Source organism: Vibrio sp. 970 (genome assembly GCF_033339075.1).
The window spans coordinates 106,551-125,477 of the sequence record NZ_JAWOTW010000008.1 but is presented as its reverse complement, the minus strand read 5'-3'; the positions used below and the strand labels follow the sequence as shown (position 1 = coordinate 125,477).

Below are 18,927 nucleotides of genomic sequence, written 5' to 3'. Positions count from 1 at the left end.
TGGAGCAAAACAGCGACCCTAAGGTCGCTGTGAAGTCGCGGATTATAGCAAAACTGAGTTTTTAATCATCAGTGGACACATCGGATGAGTTATTTTTTTGTTCTTTTGGCATGTGTTTATAAATGTAAAAGCCAGTCACAATCATGTAGGCAAATGTCGCGATCAACATTCCAAATACTTTGAAGTTAACCCAAACATCCAATGGCAATTCGTAAGCAATATAAATATTTAGGCCAGCGAAGAATGAGAAGAAGCCAACCCAAGCCCAGTTAATCTTTGCCCAAACAGCGTCAGGTAACGTAATTTCCTTGCCTAGCATACCTTTGATGGCTGATTTTCCCAATGCGTGGCTCACTGCTAAGCCAATCGCCAGAATCGCGTAAATGATGGTGACTTTCCACTTTATAAAATTGTCGTCGTGGAAGAAAAGGGTCATGCCACCGAAGATAGTAACGATAACAAATGTTATTAGTTGCATCTTTTCGACTTTCTTATACAGCGCGTAGGTGACGACAAGCTGAATGGCTGTTGCTACGATCAGTGCACCTGTCGCCACGTAGATGTCGTACAGCTTGTATAAAGCGAAGAAAATGATGAGTGGTATAAAGTCTAGGATCTGCTTCATGATGGCAAAATCTACCTAATTGTTGAATTGAAGACAGTCTAACGGAATCTGACAAGATGTGAATACTGAGGAAGTTAAGGTAAGAATAGTAACGCTTAGTATATCGTACAGCCCGCAAGCTTCTTCCATGTCGAAACAGCATATGGAAGGAATAAAAATTGCCGCGATGAGGCGGCAATAAAGTTGAGAGTTTTAAACCTTAAGCCACACGTTGATATTGGGAAATAAGCGTTTTTACATCTTCTAAATAGCCTTCCCGTAGTAAGTTATCGACCGTTGCTTCTAGCTCTTCGAGAGACATCGTGAAGCAAGTGGATTTACCAGTCATCAGGCTCAGATATTGATGATACTCTTCTTCTGTATAGTGGCCTAAGCGATCAAGTAACAGTGTTTTGATTCCGTGATGAATCAGGCCGTAGTATGTATGTCGATGAAGTAACATGGCGATCTCCTTATCAAGCTCATACGCTACTCTTTTGCAGCCTGCTTGACCTTCTGGATAATTCGATTTACTCCAATAATGCACATCTAGTGCCAATTCTATATTTGCAAATTAAAAAGTGTTGGAAGGTGCAAAATTCTCGTTCTGTAACCATCTTTGGATGACGACTTGAAGTGCATTTAACGTGGTGGGCTTTTCGAGTCTGTCATCCATGAGTTTCGAAATTAGCTCCAACTCTCTAGCTCCAGACTCACCAGATAAGGCAATGATTGGAACGGAGGATGTGATTTGCTTAATCCGTTGGCTTGCGTCAAATCCATTCATTACCGGCATTTGGACATCCATAAGAACGAGATCAATCTTGTGAGAGTGGAATAGTTCTACCGCAGAGGCTCCATTATTTGCTTGTAAGCTGTTGACTCCCAATCTTTTTAAATACATCTGTACCAAGGTGCGTTGCACCTCTTTGTCATCAACAATGAGCACTGTTGGTGCATCTTTACATACTTGTACGTGTTGAGCTGAATGATTTTCAGAATGTGATGGAGTTGCTTTCCAGTTATCAAAGTCCGGTGCTCTCAATGTCTCTGGTTTTGGTGCGTTTGGTACGACTGGGAAATACAAGTAGAATTCTGTGAACTCGCTCAATTCAGACTGGCACTCTATTCGTCCTCCGAAGGAGCGCATAACACGTTGGCAATAGCCCAAACCTAAGCCACTGCCTCCGCTTTTTTGATACGAGAAAAAGTCATCAAATATCTTGTGTAAGATACTGCGATCTATACCTGGCCCACTATCTCGGAAGATCAGAATGTTTTCGTAAGCCCCCGTCTGGGTACGAATCTCAATTTGACTGTCGGGATAAGAATCAAAATAGTAGATAGCGTTACGAATCAAATTGAAAATGACAAAGTTAAACAGGGTCTCATTTAACTTCGCGACAAAATCGTGTGCCTGTGGCAGGTTAATTCTCTCAATTATTTGATCGTTTTCAAAACCATAACGGCTTACTGCTTGGTCGATGGCTTTATGTATGGAAGTGAGAGCTAAAGGCTCATGCTCTGGTGAGCTGTCGCTAACTTCTCGTAAAATAATATCGATAAGTTGTCGACCGCGTTGTATAGCGGCTTCACCTTTATCAATTTCTCTTTTTAGCATATCCAGTGAGGCGTTTGACTCTATATGCTGTTTTAAAGCTTCAAATTGTAATTGTACTTGAGCGAGAGGGTTACGCATTTCATGTGCAATGGAGTTAGCCAGCGCACGGCTTTGGCGTACCTTTCTATCGGCTTCAATGGTGCTCTGGATGCGAACTAATAACGTTTGCAGAGCTGAGATTTCTTCATTAGAAAACAGCTTATTATCTATTTTATGTGAAGAAATCAGCAAGTGAGTAACAGATTTTCCACGACCGAAGAGAGGCATAACGAGCGCAGTATTGCTTGAGCGCATACGCTCGTAGAGCTTTCTCATCGACCCTTTAGAAGAGGAGGCATAATCAATTTCTTCAGACAACTCATCAAGCACGAGAACTGACTTGCTTGACGGCAGGTACTCTTCGTAAAACGTTTCTGTGTAATTGCTAGTGACTAGCTGTAGCTTGTTGTTTGGTATGTTAAGTAACGATGCCAACTGACGCATAGCATCATCTATTGAGCGTTTAAACTCTTCCTCTAACCCAAGGATTTGCTGAACGGGAGTGTGTCGTTTCCCATAAATAAAGTATGAAGCGAAACGACTGACTCGCTTAAAAAGCAAGTGCCAACTGATACCGATAAGCGCGCATAAAGGTACCGCAACAAGCCATTGGTTATCTTCAGAGATAGGAATAAATATCGCCCCTAGCGGCAGAACAAAAATGGCGCAGACTAAGAGCGCGCTTACCGTTAAGTACGTGAGATATTTAGCGCTGTAGAAGCGGGAGGTAAGTAGGGCATAGCCCACAAACAACATTTCGCTGATTGAAAGTGCTGGTGGTAACCAAGTTAGGGAGAAGTCGCCAAGGAAATACGTCATTCCAAGGTGTATCACTGCCGTAGATAACATGAATACCAAAATGCCAGCGATCATATAGTTGCTTTTTGCTAGCGTGAGCTTGCTGCTGTTAGCGCGCATGGCAATCAAGTTAAGCAGCGTTAGTACCACGAAAGCTAGCAAACTAATGAAAAAATATGAGGTATGTGGGCCAAATTCAATGACGAACTGGCTTGGACCACTAATGGTGACATTTTCGACAGTAAGATTCGGCACTAAGTTGATGTACAGTGAATACGTTGCTAGTGCGACAAAGACGACTTTTTGCCAGACTTTGACCGCTGTTTTTTTAACATCTGCGGTTAACTGGCAAGAAAAATAGAATGCAAACGCAAAGGCGAAAAAAGACGCTAAGTTCGCTAACTTAGCCATAAAAATACCACCAACAGAGCCTAATTCTGGCAATAAATCGGTATGGAAATAGGCGTTGCTGCTTATCCAAACAATGACACAGCTGGAATAAGCGATGTAAGGCGCGTGATGCGAGCCTAAGATTGATTCACTCTTCTGTTTTAGGCGATAGCAGTAATACAGTAGCCAAGCGAATACTATTAGTACAGTCGCGTACAATGCCATTGCTTTTGGGTAAAAGAGACCATGCAAATGAACATCAAGCATGCTCATTCACCTTTTTATCCATTCTTTTTGTTCGTACGCAATGTTTGTAGTCGCGAAATTGTATGTCTTGAAATGCTTCAACCATCATACCTAAATTCCAGAAACCGCGGTATGTCTTGGTACCGTCACCGTTAATGTCGCGGTATCCTGAGTGAAAGTAGGCACTTAAATCAATAGATTGATAGAAATTTAACATAAATACTTGCTCAATAATGGTAAAGCCGAGCTTATAGCCTGTTTTATAAAGCTCACTCATCATTGTTTTTTGCGCCAGATACAAAAAATACAGCTTTTGTTGGATGTTGCCTCCCACCGTAAGGCGCAGCACTTCGCAAACCGCTTCAGTGTTCTTTACACGAGATTGAAACTGAGCATCAAACTCAATAAGAGTGTGCTCATGAGTTAGAGCACGACACCCCAAAATACCCAGTTGATTGAGAACACTGTACCCATGATTAGGAAAGCAAAACTGCCATTGTTCGTTACTAAACTGTGGTGAGTAACTGAGCCAGTTATTTCGTTGATGCCAGCTTTGCACTAAAGCGGAGGAGACCATGATTGGTGAAGATGACGATTTGAGCAAGAGCGCAAAGTGCTGCCCTTTTTGCGAGAGTGATAAAAGAGGCAAGATTTCAAACCATTGTTCAGTTTGGACGAAAAGCTCAAGATTACTCAGTGTGATCGCTTCGGAAATCGGCATTAACGCTGCATGATTTGGCAGCATTACCTCAAGATCGCAATCTGCGATATCTTCAATTAACACGCTAGTATAGCTGTGGTCGTCAAACGGAAGCGGAGTAGGAATCGCAGCTTCGTTTGAAGGATATTTTTGCTTGATTGCTTCGATCTCGCATTGACACCAGAAAACCATCCAATGCGGGTAACAATCTGCGGCAAGTTGTTCAAGTAAATGAATCTCTTTGGAGAAACCTGTCGGATACTGTTGCACTAAATCTCGATAATCCATTAACTCAAATAGTGCAGAAAGACTTTTTGATGCGTGTTTAGGAAAGAGAGATTTAAGCAGTTTTATTCGATACAGAGCAACCTGTTGAAAAAGAGCATCTCGTTTTTGTTTCGTTAGGGTAAGAATAACTGAGTCAACCAGTGCCTGCTGCTTTGATTCGATCGGCAAATTTGTTTTGGTGAGATATTCCAAAGATTGCTCAAGACTCATGATATAACCTAGTTCTAACGTTTTGTTATATTTTGTAATGGTTTATATCATTTTGAAAAATTTATGCCATCGGTTTCTATTTGTATAGTTACGTAATGCAAGAAAAGACAAAAAAACCGCTCATTATGAGCGGTTTTTGGTCTATTCAAGAAAGGGTTAGGCTTCTTGCTTTTTTAGCTCAGCTTCTGCCGTTTCTTCTTCAATTAGCGCATCAACGATAACTGCACATGCAGCATCACCTGTGATGTTCAGTGCTGTACGAATCATATCGAAAATACGGTCAAGAGCGAATAGCAGCGGTAGACCTTCAATTGGAATGCCAGCGGCAAGAAGCACGGCAACCACTAGGAAAGAAGGGCCAGGAACACCCGCTTGACCAACCGCACCCAATGTAGACGTTACGATAATTGCAATGTAAGCGCCCATGCCTAGATCGATATTGAACAGTTGAGCAAAGAAGATAGCAACCAAGCCATAGTAAATCGCATTACCTGACATGTTGATCGTTGCGCCTAGAGGCAGAACAAATGATGCAGTTGAATTTTTTACGCCCAGCTCTTTTTCACAGGTGTCCATTGTGACAGGCAGTGTTGCCATAGAAGACGCTGTTGAAAGCGCAACTGCTTGCGGTTTCTTCATTGAAGACAGGAATTTCTTCGCAGATGTCTTCGTGAAAACATGCACCATTGCTGGGTAAACAACGAAACCGAAGATTAGGATGGCGGCAACGTAAACAACGAACAGTTTAAACACCACCATTAGCGCACCAAAACCGAACGTACCGACGGCTTCTGCCATCAGACCAAATACACCGATAGGTGCAATGATCATTACTTTGTTGATCATCCAAACCATTGCGTCAACGATGCAGTTAACACCATTGATGATTGGTTCACGACGTTCTTTTGCTTGCTTAGAAATCGCAATACCAAAGAACATACAGAAAACGAGGATCTGTAGGATGTTTGCTTCATTTAGTGATTGGAAAACGTTGGTTGGGATCATACCAGTGATGGTTGCCCAGAAAGTAGGTAGTTCACCTTTTGAAGCGTATTCTGCTGAGAACATGCCTTCAACGCCAGAGACGTCGATACCCATGCCTGGTTGGAATACTTCACCCATAAATAGTGCAAGCGCAACGGCTAGGGCGGATGTTAAACCAAAATAACCTAGAGTGACGATACCAACTTTACCTGCTGACTGGCTGTTCCCAAGACCAGCGGCGCCAGAAATCAAGGCTACAGCGACCAAAGGAATAACCAACATTTTGATTAAGTTGATAAAGATAGCACCTAAAGGAGCGAACACTGTCGCATCATGACCCATCATGGCACCAACGGCTGTGCCCACGATCATGGCGATTACGACTTGTACGCCAATGTTGTTTAGCAAACTCTTTTCTTTTAACACTTCCATAACCTCTGTGCTAATAAAATGTAAAATCCTAAAATTACCCACTAACCATAAATGGATTTACGGATAATTATCTCGCCTTGCTTTTTACACTTATCGTTTACAATTGGCAATATGCAGCAAGGTATTATTGATGGATTAATCGATATTTTATTGACGAACGATAAAGTTTTGTTCAGTAGCAAACGTTTGCTATTGATTTTTCTTATAAGGGTTACGCTTGGGATTGTTCAAGTTTATTTTTCTTTATTTGTTTTCTTTTTGTTAATTTTAACCGCTTTTGTATTTGCTATTGCAGTCAGAGTTTTTAGTGACTTGGGGTGATATTTATAACAATTCATCTCTTTCAAGCTCACACTTTTATTAATTTGCCTTCTGAAATGTTAATTGCTTTACATTCTTAGTCCTGATTGCGTTGTAAACATAATGTTAAATGGTAATGACTGGTGAGAATCAAATGCTGACGATCCAGTGTTAAGGATAACTTGCTTAGTTAATGCTCCTGAGCTGATTAGACGAGAAAGACAAGTAAGAGGTGAAGAGACTATGATGAATCTTGCTGCTGCGTTACAAAGAAATGCTGCGAGTAAACCAGATAAAACGGCGTTGATATGTGGCGCTGAAAAGATAAATTATGCGCAGTTTAATGCGATCGCCGGCAAGATCGCAGCGTCTTTAATCAATAAAGGCGTAAAGCCAGGTGACCGCGTTGCGATTTCATGCCCAAACATTCCTTTTTTCGCGTTTGTTTATTATGCAATACAAAAAGCTGGCGCGGTTGCAGTCCCATTAAATGTGCTTTTGAAAGCGCGAGAAATTAAGTATCACTTAGAAGATTCAAAAGCGAAGTTTTATTTCTGCTTTGAAGGGACGAAAGAACTGCCAATGGCAAAAGAGGGCGTCAAAGCCTTTGAACAAGTCGATACATGCGAAGGCATAGTCGTACTGACTCAATCTCAAGATCAAAGCTATTGGAATGGTGTAATAACTCTCAATGCGTTTATAGCCGATGTCCAACCGTTGCCGGATTATATACCGCGTAATGCGGATGATACTTGTGTGGTTTTGTATACATCAGGGACGACAGGCTTACCAAAAGGCGCTGAGCTGACCCAGCAGAACATCATAATGAACGCTCTGGTGGCACAAAATATTATGGGCAGCCAGGCCGATGATATTCACTTAGTAACTTTGCCTTTATTTCATACATTTGGTCAAACCGTCCACTTAAATGCTAGTGTTTTGGGCGGGGCAACATTGGTGTTAGTGCCTAGGTTTGAGCCTAAACATGTTCTTGAGCTGGTGGAAAAACATAGGGTGACGATATTTGCTGGTGTGCCAACGATGTACATCGGTCTGCTTCATGTGCAGCATCAATTTGATACCTCGTCATTGCGTGTTGCAGTAAGCGGTGGTGCGCCATTGCCAACCGAAATCTTTCGAACCTTTGAAGAAACATTTAATGTGCCGATCTTAGAAGGATACGGGTTATCGGAGACAAGTCCTATTGCATGTTTTAATCATTTGGATCAGGAGCGCATACCAGGCTCGGTAGGTCAACCGGTTCAAGGTGTCGAAGTAAAAGTTATCGATATTGAAGGTAATGCACTACCGATAGGCGAAGAAGGTGAGATTGTTGTGCGTGGTCATAATGTTATGAAGGGATATCTTGACCGCCCAGAAGTTACTGAATCTGCGCTACAAAATGGTTGGTTCCATACTGGTGATGTGGGCCGCTTTGACAGTTCAGGTAATTTATTTATTGTCGATAGAATGAAAGATCTGATCATTCGAGGTGGATTTAATGTTTATCCCAGAGAAATTGAAGAAGTTTTCATGACTCATCCTGCAGTTTCAATGGTCGCGGTGATAGGGATTCCAAATGAAGAGTATGGCGAAGAGATAAAAGTCTACGTTATACTTAAACCAAAAGAATACATTGACGCCGATTCATTACAAAAGTGGGGTAAAGAGCAATTAGCCTCGTTTAAATATCCTCGTTATGTCGAAATTCGTGAGCACCTCCCGATGAGTGCGACAGGAAAGATTTTGAAACGTGAGTTGAAATCTGAATTGAATATAGCTTAGTCAATTCAATGGTCTTTGTGTCACAGCGCCACTTGCCTAAGCGCAAATGGTGTTGTGCTCTTGACCAATTAGATGCATAAGGTTTTTAGCTATCGTTAGACAATACTTACCGTTTGTTGAATGGATCTATTACTCGAGTTCTTTAAAGTATTCTTCTAAGCGCTTCGGATTGGTAATGGTTACTGAGCCATAGTTTAGCTCTAGCATCCCGATACTTTCTAATCGTTTTAGTATCTTGTGTACACTCTGACGAGTTAGCCCCATCATGTTAGCGATATGTTCTCTTGTTACCCTGACAACGCATGGTCGAGTATCGATCGCTTGATTAAGTTGGTATTCAGCAAGTAGCAGCAACCTTTTGGCGACTCGTTCTTCAATTCCTCTAATCGCGTCATCTTCGATAACAGAAATAGCAGACCACAAGCGGCGGCTAAGTAAGTCGAGTATAGTGGGGTAACTTTGAGGGTATTTGGCGAGTAATTGGCGAAATTTATCTCCAGGAAGCTCCATTACAGTCACGTCCGAATGCGCGGTCGCACCAAAAATACGAGGCATGCCGGGAGAAAAAACATTGTCTCCAAACCAGCCACCAGCTTCGAAAATCATCAGTGTGACTTCTTTGCCTTTTGAACTAATTGAGTTCACTCTCACTGCACCTTGAGCTATGACCATAAGAGAAGATTGAAGCGCACCTTTATTGCAAATCAGTGCTTTTTCGTCGAAGCAGCGAACCTTAGTCATTTGCGCTGCTTCACTAAGCCCTTTATCTGGCAGCCCTGATAGTACAGGACATTTGGCTAGCAGTGTTTTGACTTCTTCCATGTAGCAACCTTACTGCACATTGCTTTATTGAGTTAGTTAAGTTACCCAAGCTTAACACTCTTTGAGTGCTCTGCTTGAGATAGATTTGGAAAGTGCGGGCGTTGAACAAAAAATGACGTGGTATAAACGCGATAGTAAGAAAACGCCCACTAAACATAATGTTAAGCGGGCGTTGTTGTGTCATATCAAACTGAAATTATTTTTGAGTGGCAGCTTTCATTGCAGAAACGAATTCACCTAGCTTGTCGAGCATAATTTGTGGCTGCTCAACGTTCGCTTCAATGATTTTTACCACGGCTGAACCAGAAATTGCACCAGCCGCACCAGATTCTAGTGCTTGTTTCACCTGTGCAGGCTCAGAGATGCCAAAACCAAGTAGCGCTGGTGGTGCATCAAATTGGTTCAGTCTATCGAGCATATGACCTACAGGCATGTTTGCTTTGGTTTCTGCGCCAGTAACACCTGCACGAGAGAGTAGGTAAGTGTATCCGCCACCCAACTCTGATACTTGCTTCAGTGTTTCATCACTTGCCGTTGGTGGTGCGATGAAGATTGGGTGAATACCAAACTTTTCTGCAGCAGCAACAAATTCAGCACTTTCATTAGTTGGTACGTCTGCAATCAAAACAGAATCGATGCCTGCTTTTGCACAACGCTCATAGAAGTTCTCGATACCACGAGAGTAAACAAGGTTCGCGTACATCAGAAGGCCAATAGGCAACTCTGGGTACTTAGCTCGGATCTTACCGATTTGCTCGAAGCAGATATCTGGTGTTGCACCTGAATCTAACGCGCGAATGTTAGCGCCTTGGATGGTTGGGCCATCGGCTAGCGGATCTGAAAATGGAATACCAAGTTCAAGGGCATCTGCGCCAGACTCAACCAGTGTTTCCATGATTTTGTAAGACTGCTCTGCGTTTGGATCGCAAACCGTTACGAACGGTACAAACGCGCCTTGGTTCTTTTCGTTTAGGCGCTCAAACATCTTTTCATAACGGCTCATTAGATTGCTCCTTTTTCTTCTAGGATGGCATGCACAGTGAAGATATCTTTATCACCACGACCAGATAGGTTAACAACCAACAATTGCTCTTTTTCTGGGTTCTCACGAGCCATACGCAGTGCATGAGCCAGTGCGTGAGAAGATTCTAGAGCAGGGATGATACCTTCGTGACGCGCAATCTCTTGGAATGCTTCTAGCGCCTCATCATCTGTTACGTTGTCGTATTCAGCACGGCCGATTGCGTTTAGGTGGGCGTGTTGTGGACCAACTGAAGGGAAATCAAGACCAGCAGATACTGAGTAAGACTCTTCAACTTGGCCGTTTGGATCTTGCATCAATGGCGCTTTCATACCGAAGAAGATGCCTGTTTTACCATGCTTAAGTGGTGCACCGTGCTGGTCAGTATCGATACCTTTACCTGCTGGCTCAACACCAATTAGGCGAACGCTTTCTTCTTCGATGAAGTCAGCAAACATGCCGATAGCGTTTGAACCACCGCCCACACATGCGATAACCGCATCAGGAAGACGGCCTTCACGTGCCAAAATCTGATTCTTCGTTTCTTCACCAATCATGCGTTGGAAGTCACGCACGATGGTTGGGAATGGGTGAGGACCTGCCGCTGTACCTAGTAGGTAGTGCGCGTCTTCATAAGTTGCAGACCAGTCGCGTAGCGCTTCGTTACATGCGTCTTTAAGCGTTGCTGAACCCGAGTGGACAGGAATAACTTCTGCGCCCATTAGCTTCATACGGAATACGTTCGGGCTTTGACGCTCAACGTCTTTTGCACCCATGTAAACGCGACACTTAAGGCCAAGCAGCGCACACGCTAGTGCAGTTGCTACACCGTGTTGGCCTGCGCCTGTTTCTGCGATGATTTCGTTTTTACCCATGCGTTTTGCAAGTAGCGCTTGACCTAACACTTGGTTGGTCTTGTGCGCGCCACCGTGAAGTAGGTCTTCACGTTTTAGGTACAGTTTGGTTTTCGTACCTTTGGTTAGGTTACGAGTTAGAGTCAAAGCCGTTGGACGGCCCGCATACTCTTGGAGAAGCGTCATGAATTCGCTGCGGAATTCTGGATCTTCTTGCGCGTCGATAAACGCTTGCTCTAGTTGCTCCAGTGCTGGAACTAGAATTTGCGGAACGTACTGACCGCCGTATTCGCCAAAGTAGGCATTCAGTTTTGCCATCGTTATATTCCTTCTCGTATTTTTCGCTACGAATAGCTTTAAATTTTTTAGCTGATATCCAGCTTTAGTAGTTGCGAATGGCGCTGAATGCCGCAAGCAACTTCTGTGAATCTTTTTTGCCTGGTGCGCTTTCTACACCAGAGTTTAAATCTAATCCCAAGCAACCTAGTGTCGCTGCTTGTTGAGCATTTTCTGGCGACAGTCCGCCCGCTAGCATAATTTGACTTGGGTCGCCGATCAGTGACCAGTCGAACACTTGTCCGGTTCCACCTGTTTGAGTGCCAACTTGCGCATCTAATAGGTGACGGTCAATGTTGTCCGAAAGCAGTTCTGGCTTCGCATCTGTCACACCGTAAGCTTTCCAGATTTCAACACATGCTGGTAGCTCTGCTTTTAGCTGATTAACGTAAGCTTGGTCTTCTTGACCGTGCAGTTGCACCGCTTTTAAACCCAAAGAGGTCACGACAGAAGCAACAAAATCGATATCGTGATTTTGGAACACGCCTACGTAGTTAAGTGGAGCACCGCTCATGGTTAAGCGCGCACCTTCAAGGTCGACCGCACGCTTCGAATTCTCGACAAAAATCAGACCACCAAATACCGCACCAGCTTGGTACGCTTTCGCTGCGTCATCTGGGTGCGTTAAGCCACAGACTTTATTTTCGCCCAGCGTCACTTTGCGTACTGCAAGCTCTAGGTTGTCTTCCGCCATCAGTGAACTACCAATCAAGAAGCCGTCTGCGTATTCCGCTAAATCACGAACTTGTTGATGTGTATAAATGCCAGATTCTGAGATTACTGTTGCGTTAGGAGCCAGTTCGCGAATTGTCGGTGCCAGTTCTTTAGTACGATTCAAATCAGTACTTAGGTCGCGAAGGTTACGGTTATTAATGCCGATAACGCGTGCGCCTAGCTTAACTGCACGATGAAGCTCTTCTTCGTTGCTGACTTCGGTCAAGATACCCATGTTCAGGCTGTGCGCTACTTCTTCTAGCGCTTTGTACTCTTCGTCATTCAAGACAGAAAGCATCAATAGCACGGCATCAGCACTGTAATGACGCGCTAGGTAAACTTGGTAGGTATCTACCATGAAGTCTTTGCACAGAACCGGTTGTTTGACTTGACCACGGACTTGAGGAAGAAAGTCAAAGTTACCTTGGAAGTACTTCTCGTCTGTTAGGACTGAAATCGCATCAGCATGGTTGTTGTAAACCGATGCAATGTAATCCAAGTCGAAGTGATCACGAATCAAACCTTTAGAAGGAGATGCCTTCTTACATTCGGTGATGAAGGCCGTCTTTTCGCCACTCAGAGCATCGTAGAAGCTGCGGTCCGATGGAAGCAAATCAGACTGAAATGTGCTTAGCGGTTGAGACACCTTACGGTCTGCTACCCACTGATATTTGTCGCGGACAATTTTCGCCAGTACTTCTGCCATTTCTGCTTCTTTCTTAGAAACGTGTTCAGACAGGTTGTCAGCTTGCTGAGTGTTGAAGTCAGTCATCTTCTTCAATTCCTTAAGCGTGTGCGGCAAGTTGTTGTACCAATTGGTACGCCTTGCCTGAATTCATTGCCTCAATCGCTTGTTGCGTGTTGGCTTTTAAATCTTCGTGGCCGAATAGACGCATTAGCAGAGCAACGTTTACTGCCACTGCGCCCAATTGTGCGTCTGTACCTTTACCCGTCAGAATATTGGTAATGATCGCTTTGTTTTCTTCAGGATCGCCACCTTTGATTGCTTCTAGTGGGTGCGCTTCTAGACCGAAGTCTGCAGGCGTTAATTTGTATTCTGTGATCTTACCGTCTTTGATTTCGGCAACGGTTGTTTCACCGTGAATTGCTACTTCGTCCAAACCACTGCCGTGTACTACAGCGGCGCGCTTCATACCCATTTGTAGCATGGTTTCTGCGATAGGACGAACCAGTTCTTCACTGTAAACGCCCATCAATTCGATGTTAGGACGAGCAGGGTTAATCAGTGGGCCAAGAATGTTAAAGATGGTGCGTGTTTTCATGGTTTGACGCACTGGCATCGCATGGCGCACACCACCGTGGTATTGAGGTGCAAATAGGAAAGCAACACCGATATCGTCTACCGCTTTGCGCGTATCTTCTGCGCTCATAGCTAGGTTGATACCAAATGAATCAAGAAGGTCAGAAGAACCCGATTTGCTTGAAACGCTGCGGTTACCGTGTTTCGCTACTTTTAGACCACATGCTGCAGCAACAAACGCCGCAGTGGTTGAAATGTTGATGGTGTTGTGACCGTCGCCGCCAGTACCTACGATATCCGCGAAATCATAATCTGGACGAGGGAATGGGTTTGCGTTTGCCAGCAGTGCTTTTGCCGCGCCTGCAATTTCGTCTGGCGTTTCGCCTTTGATTTTTAGTGCAGTCAGCGCTGACGCCATCAAAATTGGATCTAGTTCACCACGGATAATGATGTCGAATAGCTGTTGGCTCTCTTCCTGAGTAAGCGATTCTTGCTCGTACAGTTTGGTAATAATAGGGTTGATGATTGCTTCCATATTTCCTCTCCTAAATTTCTTATGTGCCAAGTGCTTTTTAAGCAGTGAGTGGGGTCGCTGAAGTTTGTTCTTCAAGTGCCCATTCAATGGCATTGGCCAACAGTGTTGCTCCGTAGGTCGTCATAATAGATTCCGGGTGGAACTGGAACCCGCAAACTTTATCTTCTTCATGTACAACAGACATTACCAAGTCATCCACTTCTGCTGTGATGGTTAGGCTCTCAGGAACCTTGGTCGCAACCAGCGAGTGGTAACGTGCAATTGCAAGTGGTGATGGTAGGTTTTGGTAAATCGCATGGTTTTGGTGCTCCATCATAGATACCTTACCGTGAATGATTTCGCCCGCGCCAGCAACGGTGCCGCCGTATGCTTCAACAATCGCTTGGTGACCAAGACAAATTCCGATCATCGGCACTTTGCCTTTCATGCGTTGGATAAGCTCCGGCATTGAGCCTGCCTCTGACGGTGCGCCAGGACCTGGCGATAGCAGAACCACCGGGTTTTCAAGCTCGTTTATCGCTTGTTCAATGGTTTCTGCTGGAATGTTGTTTCGGTAAATCTTGACTGAGTGACCTAGCGAGCGGAATTGATCCACAAGGTTGTAGGTGAACGAGTCAAAGTTGTCGATAAAAATGATATTAGCCATCTCTGAACCCTATTCCTTATTGTGACTTATGCGCTGCTTGGATAGCAGAGATTACCGCTTGTGCTTTGCCGCGCGTTTCGTCTGCTTCCGCTTGCGGATCAGAGTCGAACACCACGCCTGCACCAGCTTGAACTTGAGCAATGCCGTTTTCTACGTAAGCTGAGCGAATGACGATACACGTGTCGAGTGTGCCTTCACCAGTTAGGTAACCAACCGCACCGCCGTAGCTACCGCGACGTGCGCCTTCCACATCGCGAATCAACTGCATTGCGCGAATCTTTGGTGCACCAGTGAGCGTGCCCATGTTCATACAAGCTTGGTATGCGTGCAGCGCGTCTAGGTCTTCACGCAGTTGACCAACCACGCGTGATACCAAGTGCATCACGTGGCTGTAACGGTCGACTTTTAGAAGGTCTGCTACGTGGCGAGTGCCAGCTTGAGCAATACGAGCGACGTCGTTACGTGCCAAGTCAACCAACATCATGTGTTCTGCGTTTTCTTTCATGTCGGTGCGTAGTTCAAGTTCGATGCGGCTATCTAGGTCGAAATCGATCTCTCCATTCGGGCGCTTACCGCGGCGACGTGTGCCTGCAATTGGGTAGATTTCAATTTGGTTGGTATCGGTTTCATACTTAAGCGCGCTTTCAGGTGATGCGCCAAACAGAGTGAACAGCTCATCTTGCATGTAGAACATGTAAGGGCTTGGGTTACTTTGTTTCAGTTCTTTGTAAGCCGCCAGTGGAGAAGGACAAGGTAGAGTGAATCTACGAGACGGTACAACTTGGAATACATCGCCTTTCACTACGAACTCTTTTAAGTCGCGAACGGTTTGGCAGAAGTCTGCATCAGACACGCTAGGTTCTACCGTTACATCTGTTATTTGCTCTGCACTCGGCAACAGTTTTGGCGCTGCACACTGGGCGCTAATTTCTGCAATACGAGTCTCTAACGCTGTTTTCTCTGAACCATCAACAAACAACGTCGCTTGAAGCTGGCAAGATTCCGTTTGATGGTCGACAACAAGTAGTGTTTCCGCGACGTAGAAAACGTAATCTGGACACTGATTTGTTGCTTCGGCATTACCAAGCGGCTCAAAGTTTGCGACTAAGTCGTAGGCAAACAGACCACCAAGGAAAATTGCGTGTTTGTCTTGCTGTGAAATATCAAAACTATGCTGAACCAAACGTAGCGCATCGAAAGAAGAGGCTTCACGTAGGCGAGAGTCTTCATCTAACGTGTCGCATGGCTGGTTAAACTGCAAAGTTAGCGTTTCGCCATCGAACTTGCTCTCAACGTCACCACGGATGTTCTGGTTTAGGTGAGACAGTAGGTTTTTACCGTTATTGCTCAAGGCGTGCATGCTAACGGTATGGCCGAAGCAAACAATGCGAACCGCTGAATCTACGATCAGCAGGGATTTTAAATTTTGCTTTGAATCGATCTCAGCAGATTCCAGCAATAGGCTGTCAGTTTTGTTCTCACATAGTGTGTGGAACAAGCGAGTCGGGTCTTGAGTATAAGGGACGGAAGCCGTTAGCGCTTCAAGCTGTCCAAGTTTCTTAATTTCAATGGCCTTGTTCACAAGACCTCCTTGTAGCTGTTTAAATCTTCCTGCCGTACATAGTCGCATAAAGCAAACGTTCTCCCAATCTAGAGTTGGCTATATTCGATTAATGTTTAGGCAGTTGAATGTGAAATGAGCAACAAAACAAAAAAGCCCGCTTAAGTAGCGGGCTTTACAACGTTTGGTTCTATAAACTAGAAGTATACGTTTGCCCACCAAGAACTAGTCCAAGTGCGCCACCAAGCAAGATCTGATGAGTTTGCCTTATTAAGACAAACCGCAACTTTCGCTTTTTGGTTTTGGTTAAATTCTTGTAACATGGTGAACCTTAAATTACGTACTTTGTATTTGTGTACTAGTTAACTAGTGCGAGAGTAAAAAGTCAACCCCAAAACGGCATTAAAACGATAAAAATATGAGAATTGATTTACATAGTCACACCACTGCATCGGACGGTCGGTTAGAACCTAAAGATTTAGTGGAAAGGGCGCTGAGTTTTGATATCGAGGTTTTGGCGATCACTGATCATGATACGGTTGACGGTTTGGCGTTAGCTAAGCAATACGTTCAAGATAATAATTTGCCGATAAAAATCATCAATGGCATTGAGATATCGACCGTCTGGCAAAACAAAGATATTCATATTGTCGGCCTGAATATCGATCCGGAAAATGAACAATTATCTGCCCTCATAGAACAACAGAAGCAGCATCGCATAACACGATCTGAGTTAATTGCAGAGCGACTACAAAAAGCAACTCGAGTAGGTGTGCTTGAAGAGGTAAGGCAAATCGCCGGTGATGCTCCAGTGACAAGAGCGCATTTCGCGAAATGGTTGGTAGATAATGGTTACGCAAAAACCATGCAAATGGTGTTTAAAAAATACCTAACGCGTAATAACCCAGGTTATGTACCACCGAATTGGTGTTCGATGAAGGATGCGGTTGATGCTATCCATGCGGCTGGTGGAATGGCGGTATTAGCGCATCCTGGTAGATATAAGTTGACAGCGAAGTGGATTAAGCGTCTTCTAGCAGCGTTTGTCGAAGCGGGTGGTGATGCGATGGAAGTTGCACAGCCACAGCAAGCGCAACAAGAAAGGCGCAACTTGGCTGATTATGCTATACAATACAAACTATTAGCCTCTCAAGGCAGTGATTTTCACTACCCATCACCGTGGATGGAGCTAGGAAGGAACCTATGGTTGCCTGCTGGCGTCGAACCAGTTTGGAAAGATTGGGGAATAGATCCTTCGTTGAATAATACTCAGTAATACGAAGTCGAGAACCCATAAAAATATAGAGCCGAGAGGCTCGATAATGAGGAATTACAATGAGCCAGTTTTTTTACGTTCACCCAGAAAACCCACAGGCTCGCTTGATTAATCAAGCAGTAGCAATCATTCGTAACGGCGGCGTTGTGGTTTACCCTACTGATTCAGGGTACGCACTTGGCTGTCAGTTGGAGAACAAACAGGCACTGGAACGAATCTGTCAGATTCGTCGTCTGGATGATAAGCATAACTTTACTTTACTGTGTCGTGATTTGTCGGAGCTTTCTCTCTATGCGCGAGTGGATAACTCTGCATTCCGACTGCTGAAAAATAACACACCAGGTCCTTACACCTTCATCTTCAAAGGTACTAAAGAAGTACCGCGTCGTTTGATGAATGCAAAACGTAAGACCATCGGTATCCGTGTCCCAGACAATCAAATTGCCTTGGACTTGTTGGAAGCATTAGGTGAGCCGATGATGTCTACGTCGTTGATTCTACCTGGCAGTGACGTAACAGAATCTGATCCAGAGGATATTCGCGATAAACTAGAACATGCGGTTGATGTGATTCTTAATGGCGGTTACCTAGGTGAACAACCTACGACTGTAATTGACTTTAGCGAAGGTGAACCTGTTGTAGTTCGTTTGGGATCAGGTGACCCTGCACCATTCGAATAGTAGACGCACACCACCGCCAAACAAAATAGGAGGCATCGCGCCTCCTATTTTAGTTGTCATATCGAATATCTCATTGAACTTAACTGATTGAGGTTAAGCGAAATCGAAAATGTCGATACCATTTTGTTCTGCATAGTTGATGTATGCAGAGCTCACACCGTTTAGTGTCACTTCAACATTGTATTCATCACTTGAGAATACTGCCCAGCCACATTCATTGTAAGATAAAGTCAGATCATCCGCTGAATCCAAGAACGTATCTCGAATGCCATCGTTATCAGTGTCTCGGCCCATATCAAAGACAAGTTTGTCATGGAAAATATTAAAATCGACAATGTCGGCTTTGACATCAATATCGTTGGAAGATACTGGCTGATCAGGTACACCAATAGCCAGGCGGTTTGTAAGCACGAAGGTGTCGTCTCCACAGCCACCGCTCAGTACTGATTCACCATCACCAACAACGAGTGTGTCGTTACCCCAGCCACCACTCAAGTAGTTGTTGCCTGAATAATCAAAAATTGTGTCGTCGCCACAGCCACCAAAGAGTTTGTCGTTTCCTAATCCGCCGGATAGGAAATCGTTTCCAAAGCCGCCAGAAACAAAGTCGTTACCTCGGCCACCAAGCAAGGTATCGTCTCCCCAGCCACCGAAGACAATATCATTACCTCCGTATCCTACAAACTTATCATCACCACAGAAGCCGAAGAAAATATCGGTTGTTTCAGAGCCTTTTGTGCCTGTCATATCGTCATCTTGAGATGTCCCAAAAATCCAATTTAGGTCGAGATTTAGCATAGACATTGTTCTATTCCTTTTTGTCT

Annotated in this window: 17 protein-coding genes and 1 other annotated feature; of the genes, 3 read left to right on the top strand and 14 right to left on the bottom strand. The window is 44.3% G+C overall.

Going from position 1 to position 18,927, the window contains the following annotated elements; genetic code table 11:
* Positions 1 to 61: 61 nt before the first annotated feature.
* The 5 genes from R7Q11_RS13795 to R7Q11_RS13775 form a co-directional block, all read right to left on the bottom strand.
* Positions 62 to 625 (bottom strand): septation protein A, encoded by a 564-nt coding sequence (locus R7Q11_RS13795; RefSeq protein WP_149192439.1) that lies wholly within the window; start codon positions 623 to 625, stop codon positions 62 to 64.
* A gap of 199 nt (positions 626 to 824) precedes the next feature.
* Positions 825 to 1,067 (bottom strand): hypothetical protein, encoded by a 243-nt coding sequence (locus R7Q11_RS13790; protein WP_005376770.1) that lies wholly within the window; start codon positions 1,065 to 1,067, stop codon positions 825 to 827.
* 111 nt (positions 1,068 to 1,178) lie between these two features.
* Positions 1,179 to 3,719: a hybrid sensor histidine kinase/response regulator gene (locus tag R7Q11_RS13785; protein ID WP_225466520.1), complete on the bottom strand. Its 2,541-nt coding sequence runs from the start codon at positions 3,717 to 3,719 to the stop codon at positions 1,179 to 1,181.
* Positions 3,712 to 4,896 (bottom strand): acyl-homoserine-lactone synthase, encoded by a 1,185-nt coding sequence (locus R7Q11_RS13780; RefSeq protein ID WP_225466519.1) that lies wholly within the window; start codon positions 4,894 to 4,896, stop codon positions 3,712 to 3,714. Before R7Q11_RS13780 ends, R7Q11_RS13785 begins: the two co-directional genes overlap by 8 nt.
* Positions 4,897 to 5,052: 156 nt before the next feature.
* Positions 5,053 to 6,312: a dicarboxylate/amino acid:cation symporter gene (locus R7Q11_RS13775; RefSeq protein ID WP_005376774.1), complete on the bottom strand. Its 1,260-nt coding sequence runs from the start codon at positions 6,310 to 6,312 to the stop codon at positions 5,053 to 5,055.
* 543 nt (positions 6,313 to 6,855) lie between these two features.
* On the opposite strand from R7Q11_RS13775, the gene R7Q11_RS13770 reads away from it, so the two are divergent.
* Positions 6,856 to 8,397, top strand: a complete 1,542-nt coding sequence (locus R7Q11_RS13770; protein WP_225466518.1) for a long-chain-fatty-acid--CoA ligase — start codon at positions 6,856 to 6,858, stop codon at positions 8,395 to 8,397.
* Between the two features lie 129 nt (positions 8,398 to 8,526).
* Here the strand turns inward: R7Q11_RS13770 and R7Q11_RS13765 are convergent, their stop codons facing one another.
* From R7Q11_RS13765 to R7Q11_RS13730, 8 genes are all read right to left on the bottom strand, one after another.
* Positions 8,527 to 9,219, bottom strand: coding sequence for a Crp/Fnr family transcriptional regulator (locus R7Q11_RS13765; protein ID WP_225466517.1), 693 nt, complete (start codon positions 9,217 to 9,219; stop codon positions 8,527 to 8,529).
* A 196-nt stretch (positions 9,220 to 9,415) separates the two neighbouring features.
* Entirely contained in the window at positions 9,416 to 10,222 is an 807-nt protein-coding gene (gene trpA / locus R7Q11_RS13760) for a tryptophan synthase subunit alpha (RefSeq protein WP_025767264.1), read from the bottom strand.
* Complete coding sequence (gene trpB / locus R7Q11_RS13755) at positions 10,222 to 11,412, bottom strand: tryptophan synthase subunit beta (protein ID WP_005445041.1); 1,191 nt, start codon at positions 11,410 to 11,412, stop codon at positions 10,222 to 10,224. Before trpB ends, trpA begins: the two co-directional genes overlap by 1 nt.
* A gap of 64 nt (positions 11,413 to 11,476) precedes the next feature.
* Positions 11,477 to 12,916 (bottom strand): bifunctional indole-3-glycerol-phosphate synthase TrpC/phosphoribosylanthranilate isomerase TrpF, encoded by a 1,440-nt coding sequence (gene trpCF, locus R7Q11_RS13750; RefSeq protein WP_206949236.1) that lies wholly within the window; start codon positions 12,914 to 12,916, stop codon positions 11,477 to 11,479.
* A gap of 13 nt (positions 12,917 to 12,929) precedes the next feature.
* Entirely contained in the window at positions 12,930 to 13,940 is a 1,011-nt protein-coding gene (trpD, locus tag R7Q11_RS13745) for an anthranilate phosphoribosyltransferase (protein ID WP_017635721.1), read from the bottom strand.
* A 37-nt stretch (positions 13,941 to 13,977) separates the two neighbouring features.
* Positions 13,978 to 14,586 (bottom strand): aminodeoxychorismate/anthranilate synthase component II, encoded by a 609-nt coding sequence (locus R7Q11_RS13740; protein ID WP_206949235.1) that lies wholly within the window; start codon positions 14,584 to 14,586, stop codon positions 13,978 to 13,980.
* A 16-nt stretch (positions 14,587 to 14,602) separates the two neighbouring features.
* The gene (locus R7Q11_RS13735; protein WP_154205181.1) at positions 14,603 to 16,168 is read right to left on the bottom strand and encodes an anthranilate synthase component 1; all 1,566 of its coding nucleotides are present in this window, start codon (positions 16,166 to 16,168) and stop codon (positions 14,603 to 14,605) included.
* A 126-nt stretch (positions 16,169 to 16,294) separates the two neighbouring features.
* Positions 16,295 to 16,398, bottom strand: a sequence feature (Trp leader region).
* Positions 16,345 to 16,470 carry a trp operon leader peptide gene (locus tag R7Q11_RS13730; protein ID WP_005376787.1) on the bottom strand — a complete coding sequence of 42 codons (126 nt, stop codon included), beginning with the start codon at positions 16,468 to 16,470 and terminating at the stop codon, positions 16,345 to 16,347. Its footprint overlaps the feature before it by 54 nt.
* 95 nt (positions 16,471 to 16,565) lie before the next feature.
* Between R7Q11_RS13730 and rnm the strand changes: the two genes are divergently transcribed.
* On the top strand, positions 16,566 to 17,423 hold the full coding sequence (rnm, locus tag R7Q11_RS13725; RefSeq protein ID WP_005386777.1) for an RNase RNM: 858 nt from the start codon (positions 16,566 to 16,568) through the stop codon (positions 17,421 to 17,423).
* Positions 17,424 to 17,482: 59 nt separating this feature from the next.
* Entirely contained in the window at positions 17,483 to 18,103 is a 621-nt protein-coding gene (locus tag R7Q11_RS13720) for an L-threonylcarbamoyladenylate synthase (RefSeq protein WP_005376791.1), read from the top strand.
* Positions 18,104 to 18,196: 93 nt separating this feature from the next.
* Here the strand turns inward: R7Q11_RS13720 and R7Q11_RS13715 are convergent, their stop codons facing one another.
* On the bottom strand, positions 18,197 to 18,907 hold the full coding sequence (locus tag R7Q11_RS13715) for a calcium-binding protein (protein ID WP_005376796.1): 711 nt from the start codon (positions 18,905 to 18,907) through the stop codon (positions 18,197 to 18,199).
* Positions 18,908 to 18,927 lie beyond the last annotated feature (20 nt).

Bases quoted from the DNA above. Each gene is read 5' to 3' on its own strand.
- R7Q11_RS13715 (WP_005376796.1), bottom strand. From the start codon at position 18,907: ATGTCTATGCTAAATCTCGACCTAAATTGGATTTTTGGGACATCTCAA.
- R7Q11_RS13740 (WP_206949235.1), bottom strand. From the start codon at position 14,586: ATGGCTAATATCATTTTTATCGACAACTTTGACTCGTTCACCTACAAC.
- R7Q11_RS13790 (WP_005376770.1), bottom strand. From the start codon at position 1,067: ATGTTACTTCATCGACATACATACTACGGCCTGATTCATCACGGAATC.
- rnm (WP_005386777.1), top strand. From the start codon at position 16,566: ATGAGAATTGATTTACATAGTCACACCACTGCATCGGACGGTCGGTTA.
- R7Q11_RS13785 (WP_225466520.1), bottom strand. From the start codon at position 3,719: ATGCTTGATGTTCATTTGCATGGTCTCTTTTACCCAAAAGCAATGGCA.
- R7Q11_RS13770 (WP_225466518.1), top strand. From the start codon at position 6,856: ATGATGAATCTTGCTGCTGCGTTACAAAGAAATGCTGCGAGTAAACCA.
- trpD (WP_017635721.1), bottom strand. From the start codon at position 13,940: ATGGAAGCAATCATCAACCCTATTATTACCAAACTGTACGAGCAAGAA.
- trpCF (WP_206949236.1), bottom strand. From the start codon at position 12,916: ATGACTGACTTCAACACTCAGCAAGCTGACAACCTGTCTGAACACGTT.
- R7Q11_RS13795 (WP_149192439.1), bottom strand. From the start codon at position 625: ATGAAGCAGATCCTAGACTTTATACCACTCATCATTTTCTTCGCTTTA.
- R7Q11_RS13730 (WP_005376787.1), bottom strand. From the start codon at position 16,470: ATGTTACAAGAATTTAACCAAAACCAAAAAGCGAAAGTTGCGGTTTGT.
- trpA (WP_025767264.1), bottom strand. From the start codon at position 10,222: ATGAGCCGTTATGAAAAGATGTTTGAGCGCCTAAACGAAAAGAACCAA.
- trpB (WP_005445041.1), bottom strand. From the start codon at position 11,412: ATGGCAAAACTGAATGCCTACTTTGGCGAATACGGCGGTCAGTACGTT.
- R7Q11_RS13720 (WP_005376791.1), top strand. From the start codon at position 17,483: ATGAGCCAGTTTTTTTACGTTCACCCAGAAAACCCACAGGCTCGCTTG.
- R7Q11_RS13775 (WP_005376774.1), bottom strand. From the start codon at position 6,312: ATGGAAGTGTTAAAAGAAAAGAGTTTGCTAAACAACATTGGCGTACAA.
- R7Q11_RS13765 (WP_225466517.1), bottom strand. From the start codon at position 9,219: ATGGAAGAAGTCAAAACACTGCTAGCCAAATGTCCTGTACTATCAGGG.
- R7Q11_RS13780 (WP_225466519.1), bottom strand. From the start codon at position 4,896: ATGAGTCTTGAGCAATCTTTGGAATATCTCACCAAAACAAATTTGCCG.